This is a genomic window from Streptomyces sp. NPDC055962, from assembly GCF_042270185.1.
Classification (GTDB): domain Bacteria; phylum Actinomycetota; class Actinomycetes; order Streptomycetales; family Streptomycetaceae; genus Streptomyces.
Window position 1 is genome coordinate 41,551 of sequence record NZ_JBHJYN010000014.1, and the last position, 26,968, is coordinate 68,518.

The window sequence follows — 26,968 nt, forward strand, 5'->3', positions numbered from 1 at the left end:
TGATGTGTCCGGCATGTCCCAAGTGGCGGTAATCTGCGCACGGTTGGTGCATCGCTGAGACATGGGGCGAGTGAGTCCCATGAGGCAGGGGGCAGTACTGTGCGCCCCACCGCCATTCCAGCGGTGAACTCATATGGAGGAAGAATCCATGGCCATACCCAGGAGATCGTGGCGTGGCGCGGGAGCATTCGCGGCCGCCGCGGTAGTCGGCCTGGCGGGCGGGGTCATCTCCGCCGGTCCGGCCGCAGCTCACACCCCCACCTGGGCCGTGACCTGCTCCGAAGTGACGCTCAACCTGACGGCCTACTCGGGTAACGCCACCAACGAGGTGACGGTCTCCGTCGACGGCGGCGACGTGCTGCTTCCGACGACCCAGTTCGGCCGGGAATTCAGCACGAAGTCGCCGCTCCAGCTCCCGAAGCACGACAAGGAGCTGACCGTCCGCCTGGTCGTCAAGGCCGGGGACAACGCCCGGTACTCCGTCGAGGACACGAAGACGGCTCCGGTCTGCGAGGACGACACCCCGTCGCCCACCCCGACCGAGGAGACGCCTTCGGAGGCTCCGAGCACCGAGCCGCCGACCTCGGCCCCCGAGCCCAGCGAGACGCCGAGCGAGACCGCCACGGAGGCCGCGCCCGCCCCGGCCGAGCCGAGCAGCAGCGCGCCGGACCTGGCGGAGACCGGTTCGTCGTCCGCCACGCCCGTCATCGGTGGAGCCGCTCTCGCGGTTCTCCTCGCCGGCGGCGGCATCCTGTGGTCCGTACGCAAGCGCCGCAGCACGCAGCACTGACGCGTCCAGACTCTCCGGCCGACGGTGACTGAACACCCGTAGGCCGGGCGGGGGCGTACCGCGGCGCATGCGTCGCGGTACGCCCCCGTGTCGTTCGCCCCCGCCGTAATCACCGGAGGCGCACCCCGGATCAGGCCGTGGGACCGATTTCGCACCAGACGGCCTTGCCCTCACCCCTGGGCTCGATGCCCCAGCTCTCGGCGACGGCGTCGAGAAGCAGCAGGCCGCGCCCCGAGGTCGAGGTCTCGCCCGGCGTCCGGCGTCGAGGCCAGACACTCGAGCGGTCCTGGACCGACAGCCTGATGCGCCGCACGGGCTCCGGCAGCACCTCCAGCGTCAGTACCGCCCCGCCCTCCGTGTGCAGCAGCACATTGACCAGCAACTCCCCGGTGACCAGCTCCGCGTCGTCCGCCAGAGAGGCCAGGTCCCAGTCCGTCAGGGCCTGGCGCACGATCGACCGGGCCTCGGAGAGCCCCTGCGGATCCGCCTGGTGGATGTACTGGTGCAGACGAGGGGCGCGCGGCGACCCGAGGTCCGGGCTCCGCCGCAGGACCAGCAGTGCCACGTCGTCGCCCGAGCCCCACCGCTCCCACAACCGGTCGGACAGATGGTCGGCCAGCGCCTCCGCACCGTCGGGCCCGTCGCTCACCTCGTGGATCAAGGCCGCTACACCCGCGTCCACGTCCGCTCCCGGCTCCTCGACGAGTCCGTCCGTGTACAGGACGAGAGTCTCGCCGGGCACCAGGTCCAGGCGGGTCTCCGGATACTCCTCGTCCCGGAAGTCGGTGGAGATGCCCAGCGGCAGACCCCCGCGTACCTGAGGAACGCCGACCCGGCCGTCGGTGTGCCTGATCAGAGGCCCGAAGTGTCCCGCACGCGCCACCCGCACCGCCCCCGTGGCGAGGTCCACCTGCGCATAGGTCGACGTCGCGAACCGGTCGGTGTCCAGCTCGGCGAGGAAACGGGAGGCCCGTGCCAGAACCGTGGCCGGGGGATGCCCCTCGGCGGCGTACGCGCGCAGGGCGATGCGGAGTTGGCCCATGATCGCCGCCGCATGGGTGTCGTGCCCCTGCACGTCGCCGACCACGATGCCGATACGGCCCCTGGGGAGGGTGATCACGTCGTACCAGTCGCCTCCGACCTCGCGTCCGCTCCACGCCGCGTGGTAGCGGACCGCGATCTCGCCGCCCTCGATCTCCTGGATCCGCCGTGGGAGCATGGCCGACTGGAGTCCGGTGGCGAACTCGCGCTCCTCGTCGAAGAGGATCGCCCGTTGCAGCGACTGGGCCACGATGGCGGCCAGCCCCAGACAGAGGATCCGCTCGTCCGCGCTGAACGCCGTGCGTTCCCGGTAGAAGAGCGCGAGTCCGCCCAGCGACCGTGCCTGGGCTATCAGCGGCAGATAGGCGACGGCGCGGAAATTGAGCCGGCCGATGTGCGGTTCGAGCACGGGATACCGCCGGATCAACGAGCCGAGCGAGCTGATGAACCGGGGACGTCCGCTCAGGATGGTGTCCCCGAGCGGCAGCGTCGCGTCGAGCTGTCCGGAACCCAAGCCCTCCAGTACCTCCACCGACTCCCCGCTCAGCGCGATGATCCTCAGCGCCGAGTTCTCCACCAGACCGAGCGCCAGCCCGTCCGCGCCGATCCCCACCAGCCCGCCCGGGCCGGTGAGCGCGGCGGTGACGTCGTCCACGGTGACAGCGCGTGACATCGCGGCAGTGGTGCGTTCGACGATGTTGGTGTGGCGGCGACGGCGCTTTTCCAGATCCAGTGCGAAGGCCGAATGGGTGACCTCGGCCGTGGCGTCCCGCACCACGCCGATGACGCGATGCGCCCGGCCGTCCTCGGACCGCAGGATCTGCGCCTGGACATGGGTCCACTGGCGGCTGCCGTCCTCCAGAGGTACCTGGAAGTGGACGCTGTAGGCATTGCTCCCGCCGGAGATCGCCTCGCCGATGGTGGCCTCCAGGCGCGCCCGGTCCGCCGCGTCCAAGCGGTCGATCACGGACGAGGGGGAGTCCTCGAAGGCCGCCGCATCCAGGCCGAACACCATCAGCCCGGCCTCGTCGACGTCCACGGTCCTGGCGTCCAGGTCCCATTCGAAGCTGCCGGTCCGGTTCATGGCGAGGCGCTCCGTGGGCCTCGTCCGGCCGGTGTGCAGCCGTTCGAGCCGGAGCCACGACGCTGGGTCGTCGTCTCGCCGTGAAGAGTCGGTCATGCCTGCTCCGGAGGTCGTCCGGCGGGGCTGCTGGACGTCGCGGCCCGTCGATCCCAATTGTCGAGCCCGTGATGCGGTACTGCCACAGCGGTGTCGCGACGGCCCCGGCGCCAGGAGCCTGCGTCGGCCGTCGCAGAATGGCAGGCATAGATCGTCCACGGCTGACCGGAGCGCACACGATGAACGACGACGAACCCGTCCTGTTGCACACCGAGGGTCACCTCCTGCACATCACCCTCAACCGGCCCCGGGCTCTGAACGCCCTCACGCACGCCATGGTCCGCCGCATCGACGAAGCGCTCACCCTGGCGGCCGGCGACGACACGGTCGCCGCCGTCGTGATCCGGGGAGCGGGGGACCGCGGCCTCTGCGCCGGAGGGGACATCCGGTCGATCTACGAGGACGCCCGGGCCGGCCGTCGCGCCTCCGTGGACTTCTGGCGCGACGAGTACCGGCTCAACGCCCGGATCGCGAGGTTCCCGAAACCGTACGTGGCGCTCATGGACGGCATCGTGATGGGCGGCGGGGTGGGCGTCTCCGCCCACGGTGATGTGCGTATCGTCACCGAGCGCTCACGTGTCGCGATGCCCGAGACCGCCATCGGCTTCGTTCCCGACGTCGGGGGCACCTACCTGCTGGGCGCGGCACCCGGCGAACTCGGTACCCATCTCGCACTGACCGGCCGGTCCGTCGGCGCGGCGGACGCCGTGCTGTGCGGACTCGCCGACCATTTCGTCCCCTCGCACCGTCTCGCCGACCTCACCACCGAGCTCGCCCGCAGCGCGGAACCCGCCGGTGCGAGGAACATCGTGCAGCGGTACGCGACCGAGGCCCCGGAAGGCGAACTCACCGAGCACCGCGGATGGATCGACAGCTGCTACGCCGCCGACACCGTCGAGGAGATCGTCGACCGGCTGGTGGACAGCGGAGTACCCGCCGCGAAGGAGACCGCCACCGAGCTTCTCGGCCTCTCACCCACCGCACTCAAGGTCACCCTGGCCTCGGTGCGCCGGGCGAGGCGGCTCGGCGGTCTCGAAGCCGTCCTGGACCAGGAGTTCCGCGTCTCCTGCCGGGCCTTCACCGGGCACGACCTGGTGGAGGGGGTGCGCGCCCGGATCATCGACAAGGACCGTACGCCGCGGTGGAGTCCGGCCAACGCGAGCGGTGTCACCGACGCCGAGGTGGCCCGCCACTTCGAGCCGCTCGGCGACCAGGAACTGGGCCTGGCCTCGGCCTGACTTCTCCCACCCGCCCGTGCCGGGCTGCTCCCGCCCGTGCCGGGCTGCTCCCGGCCGGGCGGGTGCCCGATGCCGTGACCCCTGCCCGGAGCACCCGGGCCCCTGCCCGGAGGCCCGGGCCGCCGTCCGGGCCGGCCGAGAGCCCCGGGGCCCGCTCACGTGCGCGCCCCCAGTCCGTCCGCCGCGCGGTCCCAGGCTCCTGGGTCACCCTGCGGGGAGTAGTGCCGCAGCCGCTGGGTCCGTGCGACGAGCCCGCGCATGTCCGTCAGGCCGCCCACCAGACCGTGGGCCCGCGCCTGGAGCAGCACATTGCCCAGCGCGGTCGCCTCGGCGGGCCCCGCGGTGACCGGCAGACCCGTCGCGTCCGCCGTCCACTGGCACAGCAGCTCGTTGCGCGAGCCACCGCCGACCAGGTGGACCCGTGTCAGCTCGCGCTTCGCCAGGACGGCTGCCTCGCGTAGCGTCCGGCGGTGGGCCAGCGCCAGACTCTCCAGGACGCACCGCACATATCCCCCTGGTCCCTCCGGCACGGCCTGCCCCGTCCGGACCAGAGCGTCGTCGATCCGTGACGGCATGTCCCCGGGCGCCAGGAACACCGGATCGTCCGGGTCGATCAGGGCACCGAAGGGCCGGGCCCGCGCCGCGTCCGCGAGGAGATCCGCGAGCCGCGCCGACGTGCCGCCCTGCTCCCAGGTACGGCGGCACTCCTCCAGCAGCCACATCCCCATGATGTTGCGGAGGTAGCGCACCGTGCCGTCCACCCCGCGTTCGTTGGTGAAGTTGGCGGCCCTCGACTCCTCGGTCAGCACCGGGGCGTCCAGCTCGAGCCCTGCAAGCGACCAGGTCCCGCACGACACGTACGCGAATCCGGGCTCCGTGGCCGGAACCGCGGCCACGGCCGAGGCGGTGTCGTGCGAGGCGACAGTCGTCACGGGTGTGTCCTCCGGGAGCCCGGTGAACCCGGCCACGTGCGGGAGGAGGGTGCCCGCGCGCCCGCCGGGTTCCCGCACGGCGGGAAAGAGGGAACGCTCCAGCCCCATCCGCTCGATCAGCGCGTCGGACCAGCGGCCCGTACGTGCGTCGAGCAGGCCGGTCGTCGACGCGTTGGTCGCTTCCGCCCCCACCGCCCCCGTCAGCCAGTACACCAGCAGATCGGGCATCAGCAGAAGCGTCCGGGCCGCCTTCCACTGAGCCGTCGAGCGGTGGGCGGCCAGCTGGAAGACCGTGTTGAACGGCAGGTGCTGCAGTCCGCCGACGGCGTACAGCTCCTGGGGCGCGAAACGGGCCAGTACCTCTTCGGCCGCCTCGGTGGTGCGCCCGTCGCGGTAGTGGAAGGGCAGGCCCAGAAGCGCCCCGTCGGAGTCCAGGAGCCCGTAGTCGACCGCCCAGGTGTCGATGCCCACCGAGGTGACAGGACCACTGCGCGCCGCCGCGCGCAGACCGTCCAGGACGCCCTGGTAGAGGGCGAGCACGTCCCAGCGGAGCCCGTCGGGGAGCCGGACCGGAGTGTTGGCGAAGCGGTGCGCCTCGGTCAGCACCAGTACGCCGGGCCCGACCCTGCCGGTGATGACCCGGCCGCTGGTGGCGCCCAGGTCCACCGCGGCGAACACCGGGTCGTGTGGTGAAGTCGCAGACATGGAAATTCTCATCCGATCAGGGCGGAGCCGCGCCCCGGGAGTCGCGGAGAGCCGTCCGGGGCGCGACGGGTCGGTGCGTGGTCAGCGCAGGAAAGCCGCCGCCACACCGGCGTCGACGGGGATGTGGAGGCCGGTGGTGTGGGTGAGATCCCCACCGGTCAGTGCGAAGACGGCGTTGGCCACATGCTCCGGGAGCACCTCGCGCTTGAGGATGGTGCGCTGGGCGTAGAACTCGCCGAGCTTCTCCTCCTCGATGCCGTACGTCGCGGCGCGCTGGGCCCCCCAGCCCGCCGCGAAGATTCCCGAACCGCGCACCACCCCGTCCGGGTTGACCCCGTTGACCCGGATGCCGTGCTCGCCGAGCTCGGCCGCCAGCAGGCGCACCTGGTGCGCCTGGTCGGCCTTGGTCGCCGAGTACGCGATGTTGTTCGGGCCCGCGAACACGGCGTTCTTGGAGGCGATGTAGACGATGTCGCCGCCGAGAGCCTGGGCCCGCATCACGCGCGCCGCCTCACGGGACACCAGGAACGAACCCCGCGCCATGATGTCGTGCTGCAGGTCCCAGTCCCGGGCCGTGGTCTCGAGCAGCGGCTTGGAGATCGAGATCCCTGCGTTGTTCACGACCAGGTCGACACCGCCGAAGGCGAGCGCGGCGGCCTTGAACGCCTCGGTGATCTGCTCCTCGGACGTGACGTCCACGGTCACCGCCACGGCCTTGTCCGGACCGCCGAGCTCCTCGGCGACAGCCGCCGCGTTCTCGGCGTCCAGGTCGGCGACGACGACGCAGGCCCCCTCCGCGACGAGCCGGTGCGCGATGGCCTTGCCGATCCCCGACCCGGCGCCGGTGACGAACGCGACCCGCGTAGCCAGTGCCTTCGCCTTCGGCATTCTGCGGAGCTTCGCCTCCTCCAGTTCCCAGTACTCGATGCGGAACTTCTCGGACTCCTCGATGGGCGCGTACGTGGAGACGGCCTCGGCACCGCGCATCACATCGACCGCGTTGAGATAGAACTCGCCGGCGACCCGGGCGGTCTGCTTGTCCTTGCCGAACGAGTACATGCCGACACCGGGCACCAGAACGATCGCCGGATCCGCCCCGCGCATAGCCGGCGAGTCGGGGGCCGCATGACGCTCGTAGTACGCGCGGTACGCCTCCCTGTACTCCTCGTGGAGCACCCGGAGCCGGGCCACCGCCTCCTCCAGCGGCACGTCGCCCGGCAGGTCGAGGACCAGCGGGCTGACCTTGGTACGGAGGAAGTGGTCGGGGCAGGACGTGCCGAGCGCGGCGAGACGGGGGTGCTCGGCACGCGCCAGGAAGTCCAGCACGGGCGCCGCGTCGGTGAAGTGCCCCACCTGGGGCCGGTCCGTGGACGCCAGCCCGCGGATCACGGGGGCGAGCGCGGCGGCCCGCTCCCGGCGCGCCCCTTCCTCCAGGGCCTCCCGGCCGGGGAGCACGGGGCCGAAGGGCTCCTCGCGGCCGTGCTCCACGAGGAACGTCTCGGCGGTGCGGATCATCCAGAGGGCGTTGCGCTCGCACTCCTCGGAGGTGTCGCCCCAGGCCGTGATGCCGTGCCCGCCCAGGACCACGCCGACGGCCTGCGGATGGGCCTCCTTGACGGCCGCGATGTCGAGACCGAGCTGGAAGCCCGGCCGGCGCCATCCCACCCAGGCCACCTTGTCCCCGAAGCACTCGGCGGTCAGCTTCTCGCCGTCGGCAGCGCAGGCCAGCGCGATCCCCGAGTCCGGGTGCAGGTGGTCGACGTGCGCCGCCTCGACCAGCGCGTGCATCGCGGTGTCGATCGAGGGAGCCGCGCCTCCCTTGCCGTGCAGGCAGTAGTCGAACGCGGGGACCATCTCGTCCTCGCGCTCCACGCCCGGGTACACGTCCTTGAGTGCGCGCACCCGGTCCAGCCGGAGCACGGCGAGACCCGCCTCGGTCAGCGTGCCGAGGTCGCCGCCCGAGCCCTTCACCCAGAGCAGTTCGGCCTCGCCGCCGGTGACCGGGTCGGTCGCCGTCGCCTTGGCCGAGGCGTTGCCGCCCGCGTAGTTGGTGTTACGGGGGTCGGAGCCGATCCGGTGCGCGCGTTCCAGGAGCGCGGCGACCTCGGAGTGCGTCGCGGACGTCATGAGGGTTCCTTCGGGAAGAGGTGTCGGACGGAGTGGGACCGTGCGGGGACGGGGGAGCGGTTCAGGCGCCCCAGCCCGCCTGCTCCCCGCCGACGCGGCCGGCGGCGATTCGCTCCTGGTTGCCGGAGGCGAGGTAGGCCGCGAAGGGGTCGCGCCTCAGGCCGAGTTCCCCGCGGACCTCCGCGAGCAGCGGCCTCACGTCCGTGTTGAACGCGTCCATCAGCACGCCGTTGGCGGCGAGGACGTCACCGGAGCGCTGCGCATCGGCCAGTGCCTCGGCGTCGATCAGCAGTGCCTTCGCGGTCGCTTCCTGGACATTGGTGACCGAGCGGATGACGGCCGGGATCTTCGCCTCGATGTTGTGACACTGGTCGAGCATGAAGTTGACGTCGGTCTCGGGCTCCAGACCGCCGTTCTTGACCACCTCGTGCATGATCCGGAACAACTGGAACGGGTCGGCCGCGCCCGCCATCAGGTCGTCGTCCGCGTAGAAGCGGGAGTTGAAGTCGAACGCGCCGAGCTTTCCCTCGCGCAGCAGGAACGCCACGATGAATTCGATGTTGGTGCCCGGCGCGTGGTGTCCGGTGTCCACGACGACCTTGGCCTTCGGTCCGAGTGTGAGGCAGTGGGCGTACGAGGTGCCCCAGTCCGGGACGTCGGTGGTGTAGAAGGCGGGCTCGAAGAGCTTGTACTCCAGCAGCATCCGCTGGTCGTCGCCGAGGCGTTCGTAGACCTCGGCGAGCGCCTCGGCCAGACGGTCCTGCCTTCCCGCGATGTCGTCCTGGCCGGGGTAGTTGGTGCCGTCCGAGAACCACAGTTTGAGATCCGGCGAGCCGGTGGCGTCCATGATGTCGACACACCCGAGCAGATGTTCGGTCGCCTTGCGGCGGACCTTCGGGTCGGGGTGGGTCACCGAGCCCAGCTTGAAGTCGTCGTCCTGGAACACGTTGGAGTTGATCGCGCCGATCCGCAGCCCGAGCTCCTCGGCGTACCGGGTCAGCGCCGTGTAGTCCTCCACCCGGTCCCAGGGGATGTGCAGGGAGACCTTCGGGGCGACTCCGGTGTACGCGTGCACCTGCGCCGCGTCCGCCAGCTTCTCGAAGGGGTCGCGCGGGACACCGGGCTGGGCGAAGACCTTGAAGCGGGTCCCGGAGTTGCCGTATCCCCAGGAGGGCGTCTCGATGACCTGAGACTTCAGGGCTGCTTTGACGGCCGACACATCAGACATGAACACCTCGTAAGCAGAGTCATCCGGCGACCTGTCAGGATCGGGATGTGAATCGTTTCATCCGGAACGTACGCTAGGTTTCGGCGTCGCGCCTAGTCAAGCAGCCAGTCAATCTTCTTGACGATTTGAATCAATTCATCCAGCCTTTCCGGGCTCGCCCGGATCAGGGTGCCGTCGTTGACATGTGACTTATAGGTCACATATTTTGGATGTATGGACGCGGTGTTCAAAGCTCTGGCCGACCCGACGAGGCGCAGCCTGCTCGACGAGCTGTTCCGTGAGGACGGGCAGACACTGAGTGCGCTGGAGGCCCGTTTCGAGATCACGCGGTTCGCCGTGATGAAACACCTCAGGCTGCTGGAGGCGGCGGGCCTGGTCGTCACGCGACGGCGTGGGCGGGAGAAGCTCCACCATCTGAACCCGGTGCCCATCCGGCTCGTCCACGACCGGTGGGTGAGCAAGTACGCGGAGCCCTGGGCGGCCGGGCTCAGCGACCTCAAGAGCCGACTGGAGAATCCCATGGAGAAGATCTTCGAGATCTACATCCGTACCACTCCCGAGCGCCTCTGGGAGGCGATCACCGATCCCGAGATCAGAAGCAAGTACAACTTCGGCGCCCGCGTCACGTCGGACTGGACCGAGGGCTCCCGTTTCGAGATGGGCGCTCCCGGCGCACCCGGCCCGCTCGGCGAGGGGGAGAACCTGGAGGTGGACCCGCCCCGCAGGCTCGTCCAGAGCATGGTCGCGCTCTGGAGCGACGCGGTTCGGAGCGAGGGCCCGACCCGCGTCACCTGGGAGATCGAGCCCGTCGGGGACTCCTGCCGGCTGACCGTCACCCACGACGAACTGCGAGAGGGCGCGAACGAGGAGCTGTACGGCGGCTGGCCGATGATCCTTTCCGGCCTGAAGACCTGGCTGGAGACGGGCGAGCTCCTCACCACCCCCGGCTCGCTCATGTACAGCGACCAGTAGGCGACGGCCGGCCGCGGTGGAGGCCCCGGGTGAGCGCCAGCCCGCGCTGGGCGGCCTCCTCACCGGGAGTGGACGTCCACCGCGACCGGAGCCTGTAGGGACCGGAACCCGTCACCGGAACCCGTCAGCCGCCGGACCCGTCACGGGAGCCCGTCAGTCGCCGGAACCCGTCAGCGGCCGGAGCCCGACAGACTCGGCTGGAGCTGCCGCACCAGTGCGAAGAACCTGTCCTCGTTGCCCGCGAGCCCCGCACTCCGCAGTGCCTCGTCGGCCTCCTCGATCGGAGAGGCGAGCAGCGGCATGTACAGCGGGGCGTCGTCCGGGTCGGAGAGCGCGGCGCGTGTGGCCGCCAGTAAACGGATGTATGCCTGGGCCGCGGCGATTTCGGCTTGGTGCATCTCAGCATCTCCCGGTCAGAGGTGTCGGACCGTCAAGCATTCCTCATGGGTCTGACAATGCTCCCCGGCCGTCGGGGGAGAGGTGGTCAGGAGCGCATACCCGGCGGCCCTTCGACCTCGAGGAAGCGCCGACGGCGTGGCCCGCGGTAGAGCAGCGCCGTCCAGCCCAGCCGCCGGAGGACCGTGGCGCAGCCCGCGAGCGCTTCCTCCTCGCCGTGGGCCGCCCCGCTGCCCGGCGGACCGGCCCACTCCACCCGCACCGATCCGGGAGCCGCGCCTTCGCACACGCGGTAGCCCGTGGCCGTGCGCTCGCCGGAGGGGCCGACCGCGGACGCGGCCGTCCCGGATGCCTCGAGGGCCAAGGCCACCGCACGCAGCGGCCGTCTCACCTCCCACGAGGCCGGCACGCTCTCGGGATCCGGATGCTCCGGGCGCGTCACCCGCCTGATCTGCAGCATCCCCTCGAAGGCGGCACGCACCTCCCCGGCACGCACACCCGCGGCATCGGGGGCCGCTGGACCGTCACCGGTCGCCGGCTCGAACCCCTCGTCCCGCGACGCACTCATGTACCGCCTCCTCCACCGGTCTTCACATCTGCCCAGTGTGCGCCCACCCACTGACACAGGGGCCGTCCCGTCCACCGCGGGACCGACCCGCTCGCGGACGAGGTGCGCTCGACCACCGGCCGGGGCAGCGGCGTCCGCTCCCTCCACCCCTCGATAGGCTGGGTGGACGCCGTCGCACCGCAGGGGGAACCAGCACATGCCCGACAACGAGCGGATGAGCGCACCGGCCGGTACGGGGCGCACAGCGCTGAGCGCCGACTGCGCGAACTGTTTCGGCCTCTGCTGCGTCGCGCTGACCCTGACCGCATCGGCGGACTTCGCGATCAGCAAGGACGCGGGCACCCCCTGCCCCAACCTGGCGGACGACTTCCGTTGTGGCATACACGACCGGCTGCGGCCGGAAGGCTTCTCCGGCTGCACCGTGTACGACTGCTTCGGCGCCGGCCAGAAGGTCTCCCAGGAAACCTACTCGGGCCGAGACTGGCGTTCGTCCCCCGGCACCGCCCAGCAGATGTTCCAGGTCTTCCCGGTGATGCGGCAGCTGCACGAACTGCTCCGGTACCTGACCGAGGCGCTCACGCTGCCGGCCGCCGCCGTGATGTACGGGGTGCTCCGCGACGCCCTCGAGGCTACCGAACGCCTGACCCGTCTGCCTGCCGAGGAGTTGGCCGGGCTGGACGTGTCGGCGCACAGGGACCGGACCGCCGCCCTGTTCCTGCGGGCCGGTGAGCTCGAACGTGCTGCGCTTCCCCGGCGCGCGCGGCGCAGCCGACGGGGCGCCGACCTCATGGGGGCCCGGCTCAAGGGTGCCGACCTCCGGGGGGCCGAGCTCCGCGGGGCGTACCTCATCGCGGCTGACCTCCGCGGAGCCGACCTCCACCGCGCCGAGCTCATCGGCGCCGACCTCCGTGACGCCGACCTGTCCGACGCCGACCTCACCGGTGCCCTCTTCCTCACCCAGGCCCAGCTGAACGCGGCGAAGGGCAACAGCGCCACGCGGCTGCCGGAGTCCCTGACCCGGCCGTCGCACTGGACGCCGAGCGCACCCGGTCCGTCCTGAACGCCGGTCCTCAGAGCATGGATTCGTCCCACTCCGCGTCCGCATAGCCGAGCATGCGGTTCATGGCGATGACCCGTGCGTTCGCAGCATGGTGGACGGTACGGACGAGGTGCACCCCGCACAGCCCGGCGAAGCCCATGCCGTACACCTTCATGGCGACGGCCACCCCTGTGCCCCGGTGGCCACGCCGTACCCCGGTCATCTCGTTGAACACGCACCCCTGGGCGCGGCGGTCGGAGGTGGCGGCCATCCCCACCCATGCGTCACCGGAAAGAGCCAGGACGACCCCGCGCGGGTCGAAGGAGGGCACGTCGACGCGCTCGCGCAGGTACGCCTCGTACGAGTAGAACGGCCCCCGGCCGGGGATGTCGGCGGCGCACTCCTTGTTCAGCTCGTACAGCCGGCGGCGGTGGGCCGGAACGTCGCCCAGCTCGGCGAAGGTGGTCAGCCGGAGCCCTGAGGCCCGGCACCGCTCGGTGTACGAGGTCCACCGGCCGGCGTCGAACGTCCGCACGTCCAACTCCAGCCGCACCCAGGCCTCACCCACGGCGTCGACCGTGTGCCGTGGGATCGCTCTCGTCCGAGCCGTCCTGCTCCAGCGCCGCCTTGAGCCGCTCCAGCGTCGTACGGATGTTCCCGCGCTGGAACTCCGCGAACGTGTGCCCACGCGTCGCCACACGGTCGAAGGCGTTGGCGAGCAGGTCGGGCCATGCCCGTCGGTTGTCCGTCCAGGTCTCCGTGACACGGGTGCAGCCGTCCACCGGCTCGAAGCGGTACTCCCACAGCGCGATGGCACCCGGCAGCCGCGGGCGGCGCACCCCGATCGCGTGCACGCGGAAGGCGAACCGCTCGCCCGCGTCGGCCGCCGTCACCGTGCACCTCGTCGTCCAGCGGAACGAGCCGCGCTTGTTGCGCCCCTCGAAGACCATCCCGACGTGAGCCTGCCGCTCCTCCCCGAGCACCGTCGCTCCCCGGTTCTCCGGACTCCAGCGCCCCATTGCGGTGGGGTCGCTGACCTGCTCGTACACGGCCGAAGGTGTCGCCCGGATCAGGATGGTGTCCGACACGGACATGGTGCGGGGCATGAGAGGTACTCCTCGTCCTGGGCCGGCCGGGGCGTCACGTGGAAACCGGACGGATCATGTGCGAACGGTCGGCGTGTCTGGTTCGTTGGACAGTGTGGCGTACACGCAGCAGTGTCCAGGACACCGGACCCCGAGGAGCCCGCACATGCCAAGCCCCAGCGAACCCGGCCTCACCCGCACCGCCGCCACCGGTGAGCGGACGCGCCTGGTCGAGCGGCTCATGGAGCAGTTCCCCCACGTGCCGAGAGAGGCCGTCCTCAAGGAGGACCTGCTGCGCGGGGGCATGGCGTTCGACGAGTCCGCCCTCAGCGACAACGAGCACGGGGACATCAAGCCCAAGTCGTACTTCATCTTCTCCTTCGACCACGGCACGCTGCCCGAACTGGGCGCCGCCGCTCTGCGCCGCCCGCCCGAGGAGATCGTGCTCACCGGCGGTCCCTACGACCTCCGCCGCACCGTGGTTTCGGTCAGGGTCAACCCGGCCTCGCCGTACCGCGTCGCTGCCGGCCCTGACGGCTCCCTCGGGCTCTACCTCGACGGCGTCCGGATCTCCGACGTGGGACTGCCCCCGATGCCGGACTACTACCGGCGGACACTGGCCAACGGGAAGTCCGTCATGGAGGTGGCGCCCACCATCCAATGGGGTTACCTGATCTACCTCACGGTCTTCCGTGTCTGTCAGTACTTCGGCGCCAAGGAGGAGTGCCAGTACTGCGACATCAACCACAACTGGCGTCAGCACAAGGCGGCTGGCCGCCCCTACACGGGGGTGAAGGACGTCGAGGAGGTCCTGGAGGCTCTCGAGATCATCGACCGCCACGACACCGCGGGGACGACCACCGCGTACACCCTCACCGGCGGAGCGATCACCTCCCACCTCCAGGGGCGGGACGAGGCCGACTTCTACGGGATGTACGCCAAGGCCATCGAGGAGCGCTTCCCCGGCCGCTGGACCGGCAAGGTCGTCGCCCAGGCGCTCCCGAAGGCCGACGTCCAGCGCTTCCGCGACTACGGCGTGCAGATCTACCACCCCAACTACGAGGTGTGGGACCGCCGCCTGTTCGAGCTGTACTGCCCCGGCAAGGAGCGTTACGTGGGCCGTGACGAATGGCACCGCCGCATCCTGGACTCCGCCGAGGTGTTCGGGTCCCGCAACGTGATCCCCAACTTCGTCGCAGGCGTGGAGATGGCCGAGCCCTTCGGTTTCACCACCGTGGACGAGGCCATCGCGTCGACCACCGAGGGCCTGCGCTTCTTCATGTCGCACGGCATCACCCCGCGCTTCACCACCTGGTGTCCCGAGCCCACGACGCCCCTGGGCAGGACCAACCCCGACGGAGCGCCGCTGGAGTACCACATCAGGCTGCTCGACGCCTACCGCTCGACGATGGAGGAGTACGGCCTGTCCTCACCGCCCGGATACGGTCCTGCGGGCCCGGGACGCGCGGTCTTCTCCGTGAGTTCGTTCATGGACAGTCTTTCCGCCGACCGGTGAAACGGTGAGTCGGCAGCCTGCCCGTGCGACAGCGCTCCTTGACATGGAGTGCGCTCCAAGTGATGCAATCGCCGCCGGGCCGGGGTCCGGCGGAGTGCGGACCCGCGGAACGCCGACGAGGGGGAGAAGACCATGAGCGGAACTCCGGTGACACTGATCACGGGGGGTGGCAGCGGGATCGGGGCGGCCACGGCGCGTCAACTGCTGGACAGGGGACACCGGGTGGCGGTCACCGGACGAGGGGAGGAGCGTCTGCGCGTGTTCGCGGAGGAAGCCGGCAAGCCCGAAGGACTGCTGACGCTCACCGGGGACGCCGCCGACCACGTGGCGGTGCAGGCGGCTGTCGACGCCACGCTCGAACGGTTCGGCCGGCTGGACGCCGTGGTCGCCAACGCGGGATTCGCCACCCACGACACCCTGGCGGACGGGGACCCCGAGGGCTGGCGGGAGATGGTCCTGACGAACGTGCTCGGCCCCGCTCTGCTGATCAGGGCGGCACTGCCCGCACTGCGCGAGACGGGCGGGCGCATCGTCCTGATCGGCAGCGTCGCGGGCTTCGTCCACACGCCGGGGAACATCTACGGCGCGACCAAGTGGGCGGTCACCGGCCTGGCCGAGAACACCCGCCGCATGGTGACGGGCGACGGCGTGGGCGTGACCCTGGTGGCGCCGGGCCGGGTGGAGACGCCCTTCTGGGACGGCCTGGGCAGTCTTCCTGACGGTCTGCTGCTGACGGCGGAGCAGATCGCCGACTCCGTCGTGTGGGCCCTCGGACAGCCCGAGGGCGTCGACATCAACACCGTCGTCGTACGCCCTGTCGGCCAGCCCGTATGACTGCCGCGCCTCGCCCCGGCCGGGGCGAGGCGCGGCGCGGCGCGGTCCGCAGGGAGTCAGGCGCGCCACTCGGCGGTGCGCTCGGGGGAGGCGTCGCCCAGTGCCTTCGCGATGGAGTCGGCGTCCCCGCGGTTGCCGTACACCGGTGTGCCCGGCTGCTGGCGCCAGGACTCGTCGATTCCGCCCGCGTCCACGGTGTCGAAGCCCAGTGCGTGGATCAGATCCCTGACCACCTGCTTGGCCGCCTCGTCGTCGCCCGCGACGGGAAGCGCCTGGCGCCCGGGTGTCCCCTCGGGGAGTCCCTTGTCGAGGATGTCCTGGGCGTACGTGCCGTTGAACGCCTTGATCACCGGATGCCCGATCTGCTGCTCGGTCCACCCGCTCTCCGTCAGCCCGTCCTCGATGGCGGCGATACGGCCGTCACGCTGCGGGTAGTAGTTGCCCGTGTCGATGACGGCGACGTCCTCCGCTGCTCCGTCCAGGAACCCCGGAGGAAGGTCCGGGACCTTTCCGAGAGGGACGGTCACCACGACGACGCGTGCCCCTCGTGCCGCCTCCACGGATGTCACCGCGGTCGCGCCGGTCTCCTCGGCCAGTGCTTCGAGCGTCTCGGGCCCTCGGGAGTTCGCGACGGAGACATCGTGTCCCAACGCGGCGAGCCGCCGCGTGAGATTGCCGCCGATGTTCCCCGCGCCGATGATGCCGATCTTCATGAAAATCCGACCTTCCGATGCCGTGTGCGGGAGTAAGGGGACTCGACCGATCACCAACCCCGGGGGAGCAGGTGCTATTCCGCGTCCGCCGAAACGGTTCAGCCGTTCCGTGGAGGATGAGGCGGTTCCCTGTGGGCACGTATTCGGGGAGACAAGCGGAACCTCAATGCCCCACTTGGAGGTGGCGCCCGTGCTGCACGGCGTCGATGTGAGCACCTACCAGACGGACTTCGACACGGACGGCCTGGACTTCGTCTTCGTCAAGGCGACCGAAGGCCGCTCCTACGTCAATCCGAAGCTGAAGAACCAGGTGAAACGTGCAAGGGACGCCGAATGCGTCGTCGGTTTCTACCACTTCCTCTGGCCCGGCCATGCGAAGGACCAGGCCCGGTACTTCCTGGAGAACACGCCGGAGAAGGAGGGCGACCTCCTCGCCGTCGACTGGGAACAGACGGGGGACGGGACCCGCGCGAGCAGTGCGGACAAGGACCGCTTCATCCGTGAGGTGAAAAGACTGAGGCCGCACCACCGAGTCCTTCTCTACTGCAACCGCTCGTTCTGGATCAACCACGACACGAGTGCGTACGCCGGCGACGGGCTCTGGATCGCCGACTACGGGAAGGCGGCGGCGCCCCGTATCGACGCCGACTGGCGTATCCACCAGTACACCGACGACCCGATCGACAAGAACGTGGCCGACTTCCCCTCGCGGACGGCGCTGCGCGACTGGGCCACGGCCTGAGAGAGGGGAGGACGCGCTCCCGGAGAGAGCGGGCACGCTCCTGAGTGAGTGGTGCGGTCGTCAACACGGACATCATGGCGATCGGCCAGTGGAGTGTCCTTTGCCAGCCACTGGTGCAGTGCGCACGGAGATGACCTGCGGTCCCGCCGCAGGGAGTCCATCCTGGTCGCCGAGTCCGCAACCGGCCGTCGACCGAAGGAGTGCCGCAGTGACGACGAGGGGTCCCTCAGTATCGGCGGAAGCCGATGCCGCCTATCAGGACGAACTGCCTGTACGGCGTCGGCAGCCGGGGAACGTGGTCATCAGGTGGCTGACCACCACCGACCACAAGACGATCGGCACGATGTACCTGCTGACCTCGTTCGCCTTCTTCATCGTCGGTGGCGTCCTGGCGCTCGTCATGCGTGCGGAACTGGCCCGTCCGGGTGACCAGATCATTTCCAACGAGCAGTACAACCAGGCGTTCACGATGCACGGCACGATCATGCTGCTGATGTTCGCGACGCCGCTGTTCGCAGGGTTCGCGAACTGGATCATGCCGCTCCAGATCGGTGCGCCCGACGTGGCGTTCCCGCGGCTGAACATGTTCGCGTACTGGCTGTACCTCTTCGGGTCGCTGATCGCGGTGTCCGGTTTCCTGACCCCGCAGGGTGCGGCCGACTTCGGCTGGTTCGCCTATTCCCCGCTCACCGACGCGGTCCGCTCACCCGGAATCGGTGCCGACCTGTGGATCATGGGCCTCGCCTTCTCCGGCTTCGGGACGATCCTCGGTTCGGTCAACTTCATCACCACGATCATCTGCATGCGCGCCCCCGGCATGACGATGTTCCGCATGCCGATCTTCACCTGGAACGTCCTGCTGACCGGTGTCCTGGTCCTGCTGGCCTTCCCGGTCCTGGCCGCCGCGCTCTTCGCGCTGGAGGCCGACCGGAAATTCGGCGCACACGTCTTCGACCCGGCCAATGGCGGCTCACTGCTCTGGCAACACCTCTTCTGGTTCTTCGGCCATCCAGAGGTGTACATCATCGCCCTGCCGTTCTTCGGCATCGTCACCGAGGTCTTCCCGGTGTTCAGCCGGAAGCCGATTTTCGGCTATGTCGGTCTCATCAGCGCCACGATCGCCATCGCCGGTCTTTCGGTGACGGTGTGGGCGCACCACATGTATGTCACCGGCGGTGTGCTGCTGCCGTTCTTCTCCTTCATGACGTTCCTCATCGCGGTGCCCACCGGGGTGAAGTTCTTCAACTGGATCGGCACGATGTGGAAGGGCTCGCTGTCCTTCGAGACACCGATGCTCTGGTCCATCGGATTCCTCGTCACCTTCCTCTTCGGAGGACTCACCGGTGTCCTTCTGGCCTCGCCGCCGCTGGACTTCCACGTCTCCGACTCGTACTTCGTCGTCGCGCACTTCCACTACGTCGTCTTCGGCACCGTGGTCTTCGCGATGTTCGCCGGATTCCACTTCTGGTGGCCGAAGTTCACCGGAAAGATGCTTGACGAGCGGCTCGGGAAGATCACCTTCTGGACGCTGTTCTTCGGCTTCCACGGCACGTTCCTGGTGCAGCACTGGCTGGGTGCCGAGGGTATGCCGCGTCGTTACGCGGACTACCTCGCCGCGGACGGCTTCACCGCCCTGAACACGATCTCGACGATCTCCTCGTTCGTGCTCGGCCTGTCCATGCTTCCGTTCCTGTACAACGTGTGGAAGACGGCCAAGTACGGCAAGAAGATCGAGGTCGACGACCCGTGGGGCTACGGCCGTTCGCTCGAATGGGCGACGTCCTGCCCGCCCCCGCGTCACAACTTCCTGACACTTCCGCGGATCCGCTCCGAATCGCCGGCTTTCGACCTGCACTACCCCTCGATCCGCGCGCTCGAGGACGCGGAGAACCGTCCTCACGAGTCCGTCACGGTGGCACCCGGGGACAAGCAGGAATAGCTCCGGGACGACGCATCGAGGAGAGGAGGACCGTGTGAAGCCGGACAAGGAGAGCACCCGGGGCGTGGCCCAGGTCGAGGGCTACCTGCTCTGGAACGCCGAGGTCGAGCAGGCCCGCCGACAGGCCCGCCGCTTCACCGACGCCCTGCCCTGGCTCACCACAGCCCAGCGGGACGACGTCGAGCGCGTCTATGTCGCGGACAGGGTGGAGATCTGCCGGGAGACGCTCACCCGGATCGCGGGCCGGGCCGTGGAGCTGCGGGGCGAGTACACCGCACGCTACGACCGGCTGAGGGCCCGCTGCGTCGCCGCGTCCGTGCTGACCGTCGGTACGGTGGCCGGAGCCTGCGCCGCCGTGTCCCTGATCAGCCGCTGACCACCGCCCCGGGTGGCCGGACCGGAGTCCGGGCACCCGGGGCGCGTCCATCCCCTGAAGGGCGCGGACGCGACGGCTCACCGCGACGGGGCCGCCCACGCGCGGTCCAGCTCGGAGAGATGAGCGGCCAGCACATCGGCGTGCGAGCGGGGCAGTCCGGCGGTGGGACGGTGCAACTGCACCGCGCATGCCGTCGTGGTGTCGATCAGCCGCTCCAGCGCGCCCGCGACACGTTCCGACCCGGCGGAGTGCCGGGCCACCGCGGGGAGTTCGGCCGAGGACAGGTCGATCGCCGTACGGGCGGCAGCCAGTGACCGGTAGGCGTCACGACGCAGCGCCCCCCGCCCGGTGTGGTCCTCCGGCGCGTCGAGCATGTGTCCCAGATACCGGTGTGCGGCTCCCACCGCCGTGTCGAGAGCGGCCCGCACGGTGTGGCCGCGCCGGCCCGGCAAGGGGAGGTGTCCCACGAGCAGCACCGTCGCGCAGGCGAGGAGGGACTCCACCACCCGGCTCCAGGAGGCGGGAGGTTCACCGCCCAGCAGGACCAGGGACAGGACGAGCACGGTGACCACCGCGGTCTGCACCGCGAAGTGCCGGGTGGCGACCGGGAGGAGGGCACCGCAGCACGCCACCGCCACGACCAGCGGATACGGTCCGGAGACCAGCAGGGCCAGGAGGCCGAAGAAGGCCGCGCCCACGACGGTCCCCACCGCCCGGCACACCACCCGTGAGGCCAGCGGCCCGAGATCGGGCTTGACGAGGAAGACCGTGGTGGCGGGCAGCCAGTACCAGTGTGCGTGGTGAAGCCACTGCGCCACCACCGTGCTCGTCGCACAGCACAAGCCGACCCGGAGACCGTACTCACGCCCCGCGGCACTCCGGGCCCGGCCGAGCACGGCGGCGTACGAGCGGATCCCGCGCCTGCCGGGCTGTGCGCCCGCGGGGCGGTCGAACGCGGTCGCTGCCCGCAGCAGCGCGTCGTCCAGCGCCCTCGATCCGGCCTCCGCGCGGGCCGGGGCCGGCAGCGGTCCGCAGGGTCCGCCGGTCCGCACGGCGGCCGCCAGCACCCGAGGGCCCTCCACGACCCTGGCGGGCAGGGGCACCCCGGCCCAGGCCAGCGCGGTGGCGGCCTCGGCGAGCGGGTACGCCGCCGCGTACCGGGCGTGGAGCCGCCGCTCGGCAGCGGAGCTCGCGTAACGGCGCAGCCGTGGTCCGGCCAGCGCGTCCTGTGCCTGGTCGAGCGCGGCACTCAGCGCCGCGCGCCCGGCGCGCGCACCGGGGCCCCCGGTGGCCTCCAGGAGCCGGGCCACGGCCTCGTAGACGGCGGCGACGGCTTCCCTCTCCCCGTCGAGCCGGTACGGCCCGGTGCCGCGGCCACCCGGAGAGGGAAGGAGCAGTCGCAGCAGGAGGAGCCATCCCGCGCCGGCCAGGAACAACAGCGCACGCAGCGGGCCTGGCTCGGGCAAGGGCATGCCGGCCCCGATCACCACCGCGACCATCACCTGGGTGCCGCACGCGGACGCGACGGGCCCCGTGGAGCTGAGCGCACCGGCCAGCAGACCCAGTGCTCCGAACACGGCCGGCAGGACGAGCAGGGACCGGCCCCCGCCCACGGCGGTTGCGATCATCGTGCCCAGCAGCAGACCCGCCGCCCCCGCCAGGGCGGGAAGTCCCAGCCTCGCCACCGAGGCGCGGCGGCTGCCGGGCCGGTCGTTGATGCCGGCCAGCATGGCGCCGAGTGCTGCGGGGACACCCGCGGTCGGCCGCTCGGAGAGCACGGTCACGAGCAGCGGCGCGGCCGCCAGCGCCCCGCGCAGGACGGCGTTCCACGGGACGGGACCGCGCTGGGCCCGCAGCACATGCGCGAGCCACGGGGGAAGCCGATCGGTGGGACGAGTAGGTGTGGTCACCATGCTCCTGTCCGCGGGAGAAGACGTCGTGTCGCCGGCGGACGCCTTCGGCCTGGGCTCGGACCCAGCCTAGATCCCTTGCATGGAGGGAGTGCTACCTGATCGTTTCCGCCGTATGACGGTGATCCGGACCGCGGGTGTCAGAGCGCCGCGGCGAAGTTCTGCGTCCAGACAGGTCCGCCGGACGAGTCCTCCTTGCCCACCCCGATCTCCTTGAAGGCGCAGTTGAGGATGTTCGCCCGGTGGCCGGGGCTGTTCATCCAGGAGTCCATCACCGCCGCGGCGGTCTGCTGGCCCTTCGCTATGTTCTCGCCGTACGTGCTCCACCTGTACCCGACGGCGGTGATGCGTGCGCCGGGATCCGTGCCGTCGGGGGAGGTGTGGGAGAAGTAGTCCCGCGCCGCCATGTCGGCGGAGTGCCGTGACGCGGCCGTCGCCAGCAGGCTGTTGGCCCTGACCGGGCCGCACCCCTCCTCGGACCGCTCGGCGTTGACCAGCGCGATGACCTCTTCGGCCGCTGTCGGGGGCGACGAGGGCTCGGGCGCGGCGGCCGGTGCGGAGGACGGTCCATGCGACTTCCGCGTGGGCTTGGGCCCGGGGGAGGCGCTGCGGCTCCTGGAGGCGGACGGGGAGGCGCTCGCGGAGGGTGTCGGTGAGGCGGACGACGCCGACGGGGAGGCGGAGGAGGGCGACGCCGACGGGGAGGACGATCTGCTCACAGGGGCCGACGGCCCGGTGAGAGGCTCGACGGCGGTCGCGGGATCCTCGCCCGCGTCGTCCGTGTACAGGTGCACGACGGCTCCGCCGCCGCCCAGCACCGCGACCGCCGCGAGCCCGGCGACGACCGTGGTGCGGCGTCGGCGCCGCGCCCCTTCACGGCGTCGCGCGGCGCGTCCCGCACCGGACGCGGAGCCGTGGGCGGCGGGCAGCAACGCCGTCGGCAGGATGTCCGCCGTGGGTCCGGCCGCGGCCGCCGCCACCGGCACGAGGGCCAGCCCCACCAGCAGCCCCTCCGCGGGCACCAGGCCGGAGCGGTGCCCCGCGCACACCGTGCACTCTCGCGCGTGGCGTACCAGCCGCTTGCGCCACAGCGCGGACGGCACACCGTCCCACCGGGCGGTCAGGTCCTCCAGCAGGACGCAGCGCGGGTCCGCCGCCAGGGCGCGCACCACCACCCGCGCCGCCTCCAGCCGCTCCTTCATCCGCTGGACGCGTACCGCGGTGTGCTGGGGTGACAGGTCCAGGGCGCTCGCGACCTCGGCGCGGGACAGCTCGCCCGCCGTCTCCAGCCACCACAGCGACACCAGCTCGCGGTCCTCGTCGTCCAGCCACCGGGTGGCCTCGGCGGCCTCCCGGCGCTGGCCCGTCAGGCCCAGCCGTACGATCGTCAGCTCGACGAAGTCGGCGGCGGGGTCGACCACGTCGTACGCGTCCTCCATACGGTCCGCGGACATCTCCCCGGTCCTGCGCTCGCGCCAGTGTCCGCGTATCTCGTTCATGGTGATGGCCACGAACCATGACCTGAAGCTCTTGGGCGTCCGCAGCGAGGGCAGGCCGCGGAGCATGCGCAGCACGCTGTCCTGGACCACGTCGTCGACATCGGCATGGCCGTTCAGCGCACGGCCGACGATGTTGTAGACCAGCGGCAGGTACGACGCGACGAGCCGGTCCTGCGCCTCGGTGTCGCCCTTCTGCGCCGCCTTGATCAACGCCGTCTCGCGTGCCTCGCCCATGCTGTGCTCACTCTTCCGGGATCCTGTTCCGTCACTTCCCACACTCGGGAGACGCTGTGCGGCGGGGACGATAACAGGAATCCGGCCGTGTGCTCGATATCCGCTCCCGGATACGGACCGCAGTCGGACATGCCGGACCCGGCGGCGGACGTGGTCCGCCGCCGGGTCCGGGGGCGCGCGGGACCGGAGGAGCCGGCCCGTCCGATGATCAGCGACGGGGCGGGTCGTCCGTGTCCCGGTCCGAGCCGAGCTGCTGCTTGAGCTTGTCCTGACCGGTGTCGACATGCTTGGCGTACTTGCCCTGCGTCCGGTCGTCGACCATGTCGCCGGCCTTGTCGACGCCCTTCCCGGCCTGGTCCTCGTGGCCCTTCAGCATCTTCTTGATCTTGTCCATCGCGGACATGGCTGATCCTCCTCGCCCTCGGCTTCCCCCACCCGTCCAGGGTCACCGCACATCGCCGGGTCCGCATCCGCGGGCGGGTCCGGGCGGTCCGGTCGGCCCTCGCACGTGTGAAGGGCGCCTGGATGGGCAGATACCGGGTTACCAGGAGGAGGTGGTGGCCGTGGGCCGCATCCAGATCGTCCGCCGTCCGCAGCCCCCCGCGGGGCCGCCCCCGCTGGACCTGCGAACGCCCTCCGGGCGTCCTCTGCCGTACTGACCCCCGCGCACGCACGGCTCCGCCCGTACGAGGGGTGAGGCTTCCGACATGAGCGATCACCGACAGCCCGCCGCCGACCGGCTGCGGACGGACGTGCCGCACTCCGCCCGGGTCTGGAACTACCTGCTCGGAGGCAAGGACAACTACCCCGCCGACGCCGAGGCCGGCGAGACGATCATCCATGCCTTCCCGGACATCGCGGATGTCGCGCGTGACCAGAGAGCCTTCCTCGCCCGCGCCGTAGGCTTCCTGACCGGCGAGGCGGGGATCACACAGTTCCTCGACATCGGTACCGGACTGCCCACGGCCGACAACACCCACGAGGTCGCGCAGCGGCTGGCCCCGGAATCCCGGGTCGTCTACGTCGACAACGACCCACTCGTACTGACGCACGCCCGCGCCCTCCTGAGCAGCACCCCGGAGGGTGCGTGCGCGTACGTCGACGCGGATGTACGCGACACCGGCCGCATCATCGAGGAGGCCGCCCGGACCCTGGATCTCCGGCGGCCCGTCGGTCTGATGCTCCTGGGAATCATGGGACAGCTGTCCGACGAGGAGGATCCGTGGGCCCTGGCCGGCCGGCTGATGGCGGCGCTCCCCTCCGGAAGCCACCTCGCCCTCGCCGACGGCACGGACACCAGCGACACGATGAACCGCGCGATCGAGGCGTACAACGCCCACGCCCCGAGCGCGTACCACCTGCGTGGCCCGGCCCGGGTCGCCGCGTTCTTCGACGGACTCGAGCTGGTCGAGCCCGGCGTCGTCATGACGTCGGACTGGCGTCCCGAACCCGGCGGGAGCGGGCGGGAAGGACCGCCCGGCCCCGCCATGAGCGGAGTGGGACGCAAGCCCTGATCCCGCGGGCGGCCGGAGCGTAAGCTCCGGAGCATGATCGACCATTCCGCGCCCGCCCCGTCCGCACGCCTGACGAACTGGGCGGGCAACATCACCTTCGGCGCGAAGCAGCTCCACACCCCTTCCTCGGTCGCCGAGCTCCAGGACGTCGTGGCCGCGAGCACGGCCGTGAGAGCACTGGGTACCGGCCACTCCTTCAACACCGTCGCCGACACCCGTGGCGCCCTCATATCCGTCGCCGGGCTGCCCCGCTCCGTCGAGATCGACCGGGAAGCCGGGACGGCGACGGTGAGCGCCGGGCTCCGCTTCGGCGAGCTGACCGGCACGCTGCACCGCAGCGGGTTCGCACTGCACAACCTGGGCTCGCTCCCGCACATCTCCGTCGCGGGTGCCTGCGCCACCGGCACGCACGGATCCGGCGTGGGAAACCGCTCCCTCGCCGGTGCCGTCAGGGCGCTTGAGTTCGTCACCGCGGACGGCGGACTCGCGCGGCTGGAGCGGGGCGACGCCGACTTCGACGGTGCGGTGGTCTCCCTGGGCGCGCTGGGAGTGGTCACCCGGCTGACCCTGGATCTCGTGCCTGCGTTCGAGATCCAGCAGTGGGTGTACGAGGGGCTCCCGCAGGAGCCGCTGCTCGACCGGTTCGACGAGATCATGTCCGAGGCCTACAGCGTGAGTCTCTTCACCGGCTGGCACGGCGGCCCCATCGACCAGGCGTGGCTCAAGCGGCGTGTCGGGGCCGACGGCCCCGGCACGGCCCCGCACCGGTGGCACGGGGCGACGCTCGCGGAGGGACCGAGGCACCCGGTCCCCGGTGTGGCGGCCGAACACTGCACCCGGCAGCAGGGCCTCCCGGGCCCCTGGCACGCCAGGCTGCCCCACTTCCGCCTGGAATTCACCCCGAGCAACGGGGAGGAACTGCAGTCGGAGTACTTCGTCTCCCGGCACGACGCCGTCGCCGCCTACCAGGCACTCGACCGGATCCGGCAGCAGATCTCGCCCCTGCTCCAGATCGGGGAGATCCGCACCGTGGCCGGTGACGACCTGTGGCTCAGCCCGGCCCAGGGCAGGGATTCGGTGGCGTTCCACTTCACCTGGGTGCCCGACACCGCAGCCGTCACGCCCGTGCTCGGAGCGATCGAGGAGGCTCTCGCCCCGTTCGGAGCCAGGCCGCACTGGGGCAAGGTCTTCACCACACCGCCGGACACCCTGCGTGAGCTGTACGGCCACTACGCCGACTTCGAGCGGCTGACGGCCCGTCTCGACCCGGCCGGCACCTTCCGGAACGACTTCCTGGAGCGGCACTTCCCCCGTACGGACTGAGGACGAACCGCCCGGCGGGTCCGGTCCGGACGGACGGATTCAGTCCTGCGCGCCCGGTGGCCCGTCGGAGGAGCCCCCCGCCGACGGCCGCGGGGCGAGCTCCTCCACCAGGGCGGCCAGCTCCTCGCAGGCCACCTCCGTCTCGTGGCGGATGTTGTTGTGCTCGGTCACGATCGCGGCGAGCAGCAGCGCGGTCAGCGCCACGCACCCGTTGAGGATGCACAGGTTGACCGTCACCTCGAGCACCGAATGCCCGTCGAACGGGCCCACCCCGTCGGTGCCCGCGATGATCGCCATGACGGACATGAAGAGAGCGCACGGAGCGCTGCCGGCCAGCTGGAAGCGGAGTGCCGCCCAGATCAGGACCGGGAAGACGAGATAGATCATGGACAGCGGACTTCTGGTCGCCACGATCGCCGCCACCACGGTGACGACCGCGAGTCCCCCAGCCTCCGCCCACCGGTCGTCCAGCCGCGGCAGGCGCGCCCTCCGCAGCACGAACAGGAGCGGGGTGACCACCAGCACGCCCATCGCGTCGCCCGCCCACCAGGCGGACCACACCTGCCAGAAGTCCCCGGCGGGAAGCGCCCCGCTCAGGAACTGGACGCCCGCACCCGTGGTGGCGCTGATGACCATGCCGGCCAGGGCCCCCAGGAACACCAGGGCGACCCCGTCCCGGAGCCGGTCCAGTTCGATGCGGAATCCCACCGCCCTCAGGGCCAGATAGGAGCCGAGCGGCGCCACGGCACTGCCCGTCGCGACAGCGAGGCCCCAGAAGGAGAAGCCGTCGCTCATCGAGATGACGGTGCACAGGGAGCCGAGTGCGATGCCGGGCCAGACGCGGGCACCCAGGTAGAACAGCGATGCCAGGGCGATCCCGGACGGCGGCCAGAGCGGGGTGACGATCGCCCCCTCCACCTCGACCTGCCTGCGGAGACCGATCTGCCCCGACACGTAGTAGGCGGCGGCGATGCCCAGCATCTGCAGAACGATCACGGTTCGGCGTCTGGTCTTCTCGCTGCGGATCACGCGTCTCATAAGACACCGCCCACGGTGGCCCCGCCCTG

Annotated in this window: 24 protein-coding genes; 11 read left to right on the top strand and 13 right to left on the bottom strand. The window is 70.8% G+C overall.

What is annotated here, in order from left to right; translation table 11 throughout:
- Positions 1-148 precede the first annotated feature (148 nt).
- Complete coding sequence (locus tag ACFC51_RS30110) at positions 149-790, top strand: LAETG motif-containing sortase-dependent surface protein (RefSeq protein ID WP_376531825.1); 642 nt, start codon at positions 149-151, stop codon at positions 788-790.
- Positions 791-920: 130 nt separating this feature from the next.
- Here ACFC51_RS30110 and ACFC51_RS30115 read toward each other — a convergent pair whose 3' ends face one another.
- Positions 921-3,011 (bottom strand): SpoIIE family protein phosphatase, encoded by a 2,091-nt coding sequence (locus ACFC51_RS30115; RefSeq protein ID WP_376374538.1) that lies wholly within the window; start codon positions 3,009-3,011, stop codon positions 921-923.
- Between the two features lie 179 nt (positions 3,012-3,190).
- Here ACFC51_RS30115 and ACFC51_RS30120 point away from each other — a divergent pair, with 179 nt between their 5' ends.
- Complete coding sequence (locus tag ACFC51_RS30120; RefSeq protein ID WP_376531827.1) at positions 3,191-4,249, top strand: enoyl-CoA hydratase/isomerase family protein; 1,059 nt, start codon at positions 3,191-3,193, stop codon at positions 4,247-4,249.
- A gap of 155 nt (positions 4,250-4,404) precedes the next feature.
- Here ACFC51_RS30120 and ACFC51_RS30125 read toward each other — a convergent pair whose 3' ends face one another.
- The 3 genes from ACFC51_RS30125 to rhaI form a co-directional block, all read right to left on the bottom strand.
- The gene (locus ACFC51_RS30125) at positions 4,405-5,886 is read right to left on the bottom strand and encodes a rhamnulokinase family protein (RefSeq protein ID WP_376531829.1); all 1,482 of its coding nucleotides are present in this window, start codon (positions 5,884-5,886) and stop codon (positions 4,405-4,407) included.
- Positions 5,887-5,967: 81 nt separating this feature from the next.
- Positions 5,968-8,013 (bottom strand): bifunctional aldolase/short-chain dehydrogenase, encoded by a 2,046-nt coding sequence (locus ACFC51_RS30130; RefSeq protein ID WP_376531831.1) that lies wholly within the window; start codon positions 8,011-8,013, stop codon positions 5,968-5,970.
- A 61-nt stretch (positions 8,014-8,074) separates the two neighbouring features.
- Positions 8,075-9,241 carry an L-rhamnose isomerase gene (gene rhaI, locus ACFC51_RS30135; RefSeq protein ID WP_376531833.1) on the bottom strand — a complete coding sequence of 389 codons (1,167 nt, stop codon included), beginning with the start codon at positions 9,239-9,241 and terminating at the stop codon, positions 8,075-8,077.
- A gap of 213 nt (positions 9,242-9,454) precedes the next feature.
- Here rhaI and ACFC51_RS30140 point away from each other — a divergent pair, with 213 nt between their 5' ends.
- Positions 9,455-10,213: an ArsR/SmtB family transcription factor gene (locus ACFC51_RS30140; RefSeq protein WP_376374552.1), complete on the top strand. Its 759-nt coding sequence runs from the start codon at positions 9,455-9,457 to the stop codon at positions 10,211-10,213.
- A gap of 170 nt (positions 10,214-10,383) precedes the next feature.
- On the opposite strand, the gene ACFC51_RS30145 is transcribed toward ACFC51_RS30140, so the two are convergent.
- The gene (locus ACFC51_RS30145; RefSeq protein ID WP_376374554.1) at positions 10,384-10,611 is read right to left on the bottom strand and encodes a hypothetical protein; all 228 of its coding nucleotides are present in this window, start codon (positions 10,609-10,611) and stop codon (positions 10,384-10,386) included.
- An 86-nt stretch (positions 10,612-10,697) separates the two neighbouring features.
- Positions 10,698-11,177 (bottom strand): hypothetical protein, encoded by a 480-nt coding sequence (locus ACFC51_RS30150; RefSeq protein WP_376531835.1) that lies wholly within the window; start codon positions 11,175-11,177, stop codon positions 10,698-10,700.
- Positions 11,178-11,373: 196 nt separating this feature from the next.
- Here ACFC51_RS30150 and ACFC51_RS30155 point away from each other — a divergent pair, with 196 nt between their 5' ends.
- Entirely contained in the window at positions 11,374-12,237 is an 864-nt protein-coding gene (locus ACFC51_RS30155; protein WP_376531837.1) for a pentapeptide repeat-containing protein, read from the top strand.
- 10 nt (positions 12,238-12,247) lie between these two features.
- Here ACFC51_RS30155 and ACFC51_RS30160 read toward each other — a convergent pair whose 3' ends face one another.
- Complete coding sequence (locus ACFC51_RS30160) at positions 12,248-12,784, bottom strand: GNAT family N-acetyltransferase (protein WP_376374561.1); 537 nt, start codon at positions 12,782-12,784, stop codon at positions 12,248-12,250.
- On the bottom strand, positions 12,777-13,322 hold the full coding sequence (locus tag ACFC51_RS30165; protein WP_376531839.1) for an SRPBCC family protein: 546 nt from the start codon (positions 13,320-13,322) through the stop codon (positions 12,777-12,779). The genes ACFC51_RS30160 and ACFC51_RS30165 overlap by 8 nt, the downstream gene beginning before the upstream one ends.
- A gap of 145 nt (positions 13,323-13,467) precedes the next feature.
- On the opposite strand from ACFC51_RS30165, the gene ACFC51_RS30170 reads away from it, so the two are divergent.
- Together ACFC51_RS30170 and ACFC51_RS30175 are read left to right on the top strand one after the other, a co-directional pair.
- Positions 13,468-14,817: a radical SAM protein gene (locus tag ACFC51_RS30170; RefSeq protein WP_376531841.1), complete on the top strand. Its 1,350-nt coding sequence runs from the start codon at positions 13,468-13,470 to the stop codon at positions 14,815-14,817.
- Positions 14,818-14,949: 132 nt separating this feature from the next.
- A complete protein-coding gene (locus ACFC51_RS30175; protein ID WP_376374568.1) occupies positions 14,950-15,651 on the top strand; it encodes an SDR family oxidoreductase in 702 nt (233 codons plus the stop codon).
- Positions 15,652-15,707: 56 nt separating this feature from the next.
- Here the strand turns inward: ACFC51_RS30175 and ACFC51_RS30180 are convergent, their stop codons facing one another.
- On the bottom strand, positions 15,708-16,364 hold the full coding sequence (locus ACFC51_RS30180) for an NADPH-dependent F420 reductase (protein WP_376374571.1): 657 nt from the start codon (positions 16,362-16,364) through the stop codon (positions 15,708-15,710).
- 190 nt (positions 16,365-16,554) lie between these two features.
- Here ACFC51_RS30180 and ACFC51_RS30185 point away from each other — a divergent pair, with 190 nt between their 5' ends.
- From ACFC51_RS30185 to ACFC51_RS30195, 3 genes are all read left to right on the top strand, one after another.
- Entirely contained in the window at positions 16,555-17,106 is a 552-nt protein-coding gene (locus ACFC51_RS30185; protein WP_376374590.1) for a glycoside hydrolase family 25 protein, read from the top strand.
- A 208-nt stretch (positions 17,107-17,314) separates the two neighbouring features.
- Complete coding sequence (gene ctaD / locus ACFC51_RS30190) at positions 17,315-19,045, top strand: cytochrome c oxidase subunit I (RefSeq protein ID WP_376374574.1); 1,731 nt, start codon at positions 17,315-17,317, stop codon at positions 19,043-19,045.
- Between the two features lie 34 nt (positions 19,046-19,079).
- The gene (locus ACFC51_RS30195) at positions 19,080-19,421 is read left to right on the top strand and encodes a hypothetical protein (protein WP_376374577.1); all 342 of its coding nucleotides are present in this window, start codon (positions 19,080-19,082) and stop codon (positions 19,419-19,421) included.
- Positions 19,422-19,498: 77 nt separating this feature from the next.
- Here ACFC51_RS30195 and ACFC51_RS30200 read toward each other — a convergent pair whose 3' ends face one another.
- The 3 genes from ACFC51_RS30200 to ACFC51_RS30210 form a co-directional block, all read right to left on the bottom strand.
- Complete coding sequence (locus ACFC51_RS30200; RefSeq protein WP_376531843.1) at positions 19,499-21,334, bottom strand: FUSC family protein; 1,836 nt, start codon at positions 21,332-21,334, stop codon at positions 19,499-19,501.
- Between the two features lie 137 nt (positions 21,335-21,471).
- Positions 21,472-23,064 carry a sigma-70 family RNA polymerase sigma factor gene (locus ACFC51_RS30205; RefSeq protein WP_376531845.1) on the bottom strand — a complete coding sequence of 531 codons (1,593 nt, stop codon included), beginning with the start codon at positions 23,062-23,064 and terminating at the stop codon, positions 21,472-21,474.
- 208 nt (positions 23,065-23,272) lie between these two features.
- Positions 23,273-23,467: an antitoxin gene (locus tag ACFC51_RS30210; RefSeq protein ID WP_376379806.1), complete on the bottom strand. Its 195-nt coding sequence runs from the start codon at positions 23,465-23,467 to the stop codon at positions 23,273-23,275.
- 304 nt (positions 23,468-23,771) lie between these two features.
- Between ACFC51_RS30210 and ACFC51_RS30215 the strand changes: the two genes are divergently transcribed.
- Both ACFC51_RS30215 and ACFC51_RS30220 read left to right on the top strand, forming a co-directional pair.
- Positions 23,772-24,578 carry an SAM-dependent methyltransferase gene (locus ACFC51_RS30215; RefSeq protein ID WP_376379809.1) on the top strand — a complete coding sequence of 269 codons (807 nt, stop codon included), beginning with the start codon at positions 23,772-23,774 and terminating at the stop codon, positions 24,576-24,578.
- Between the two features lie 33 nt (positions 24,579-24,611).
- Positions 24,612-25,901, top strand: a complete 1,290-nt coding sequence (locus ACFC51_RS30220; protein WP_376531847.1) for an FAD-binding protein — start codon at positions 24,612-24,614, stop codon at positions 25,899-25,901.
- 39 nt (positions 25,902-25,940) lie between these two features.
- On the opposite strand, the gene ACFC51_RS30225 is transcribed toward ACFC51_RS30220, so the two are convergent.
- Positions 25,941-26,930 carry an MASE1 domain-containing protein gene (locus ACFC51_RS30225; RefSeq protein WP_376531849.1) on the bottom strand — a complete coding sequence of 330 codons (990 nt, stop codon included), beginning with the start codon at positions 26,928-26,930 and terminating at the stop codon, positions 25,941-25,943.
- Between the last annotated feature and the right edge of the window lie 38 nt (positions 26,931-26,968).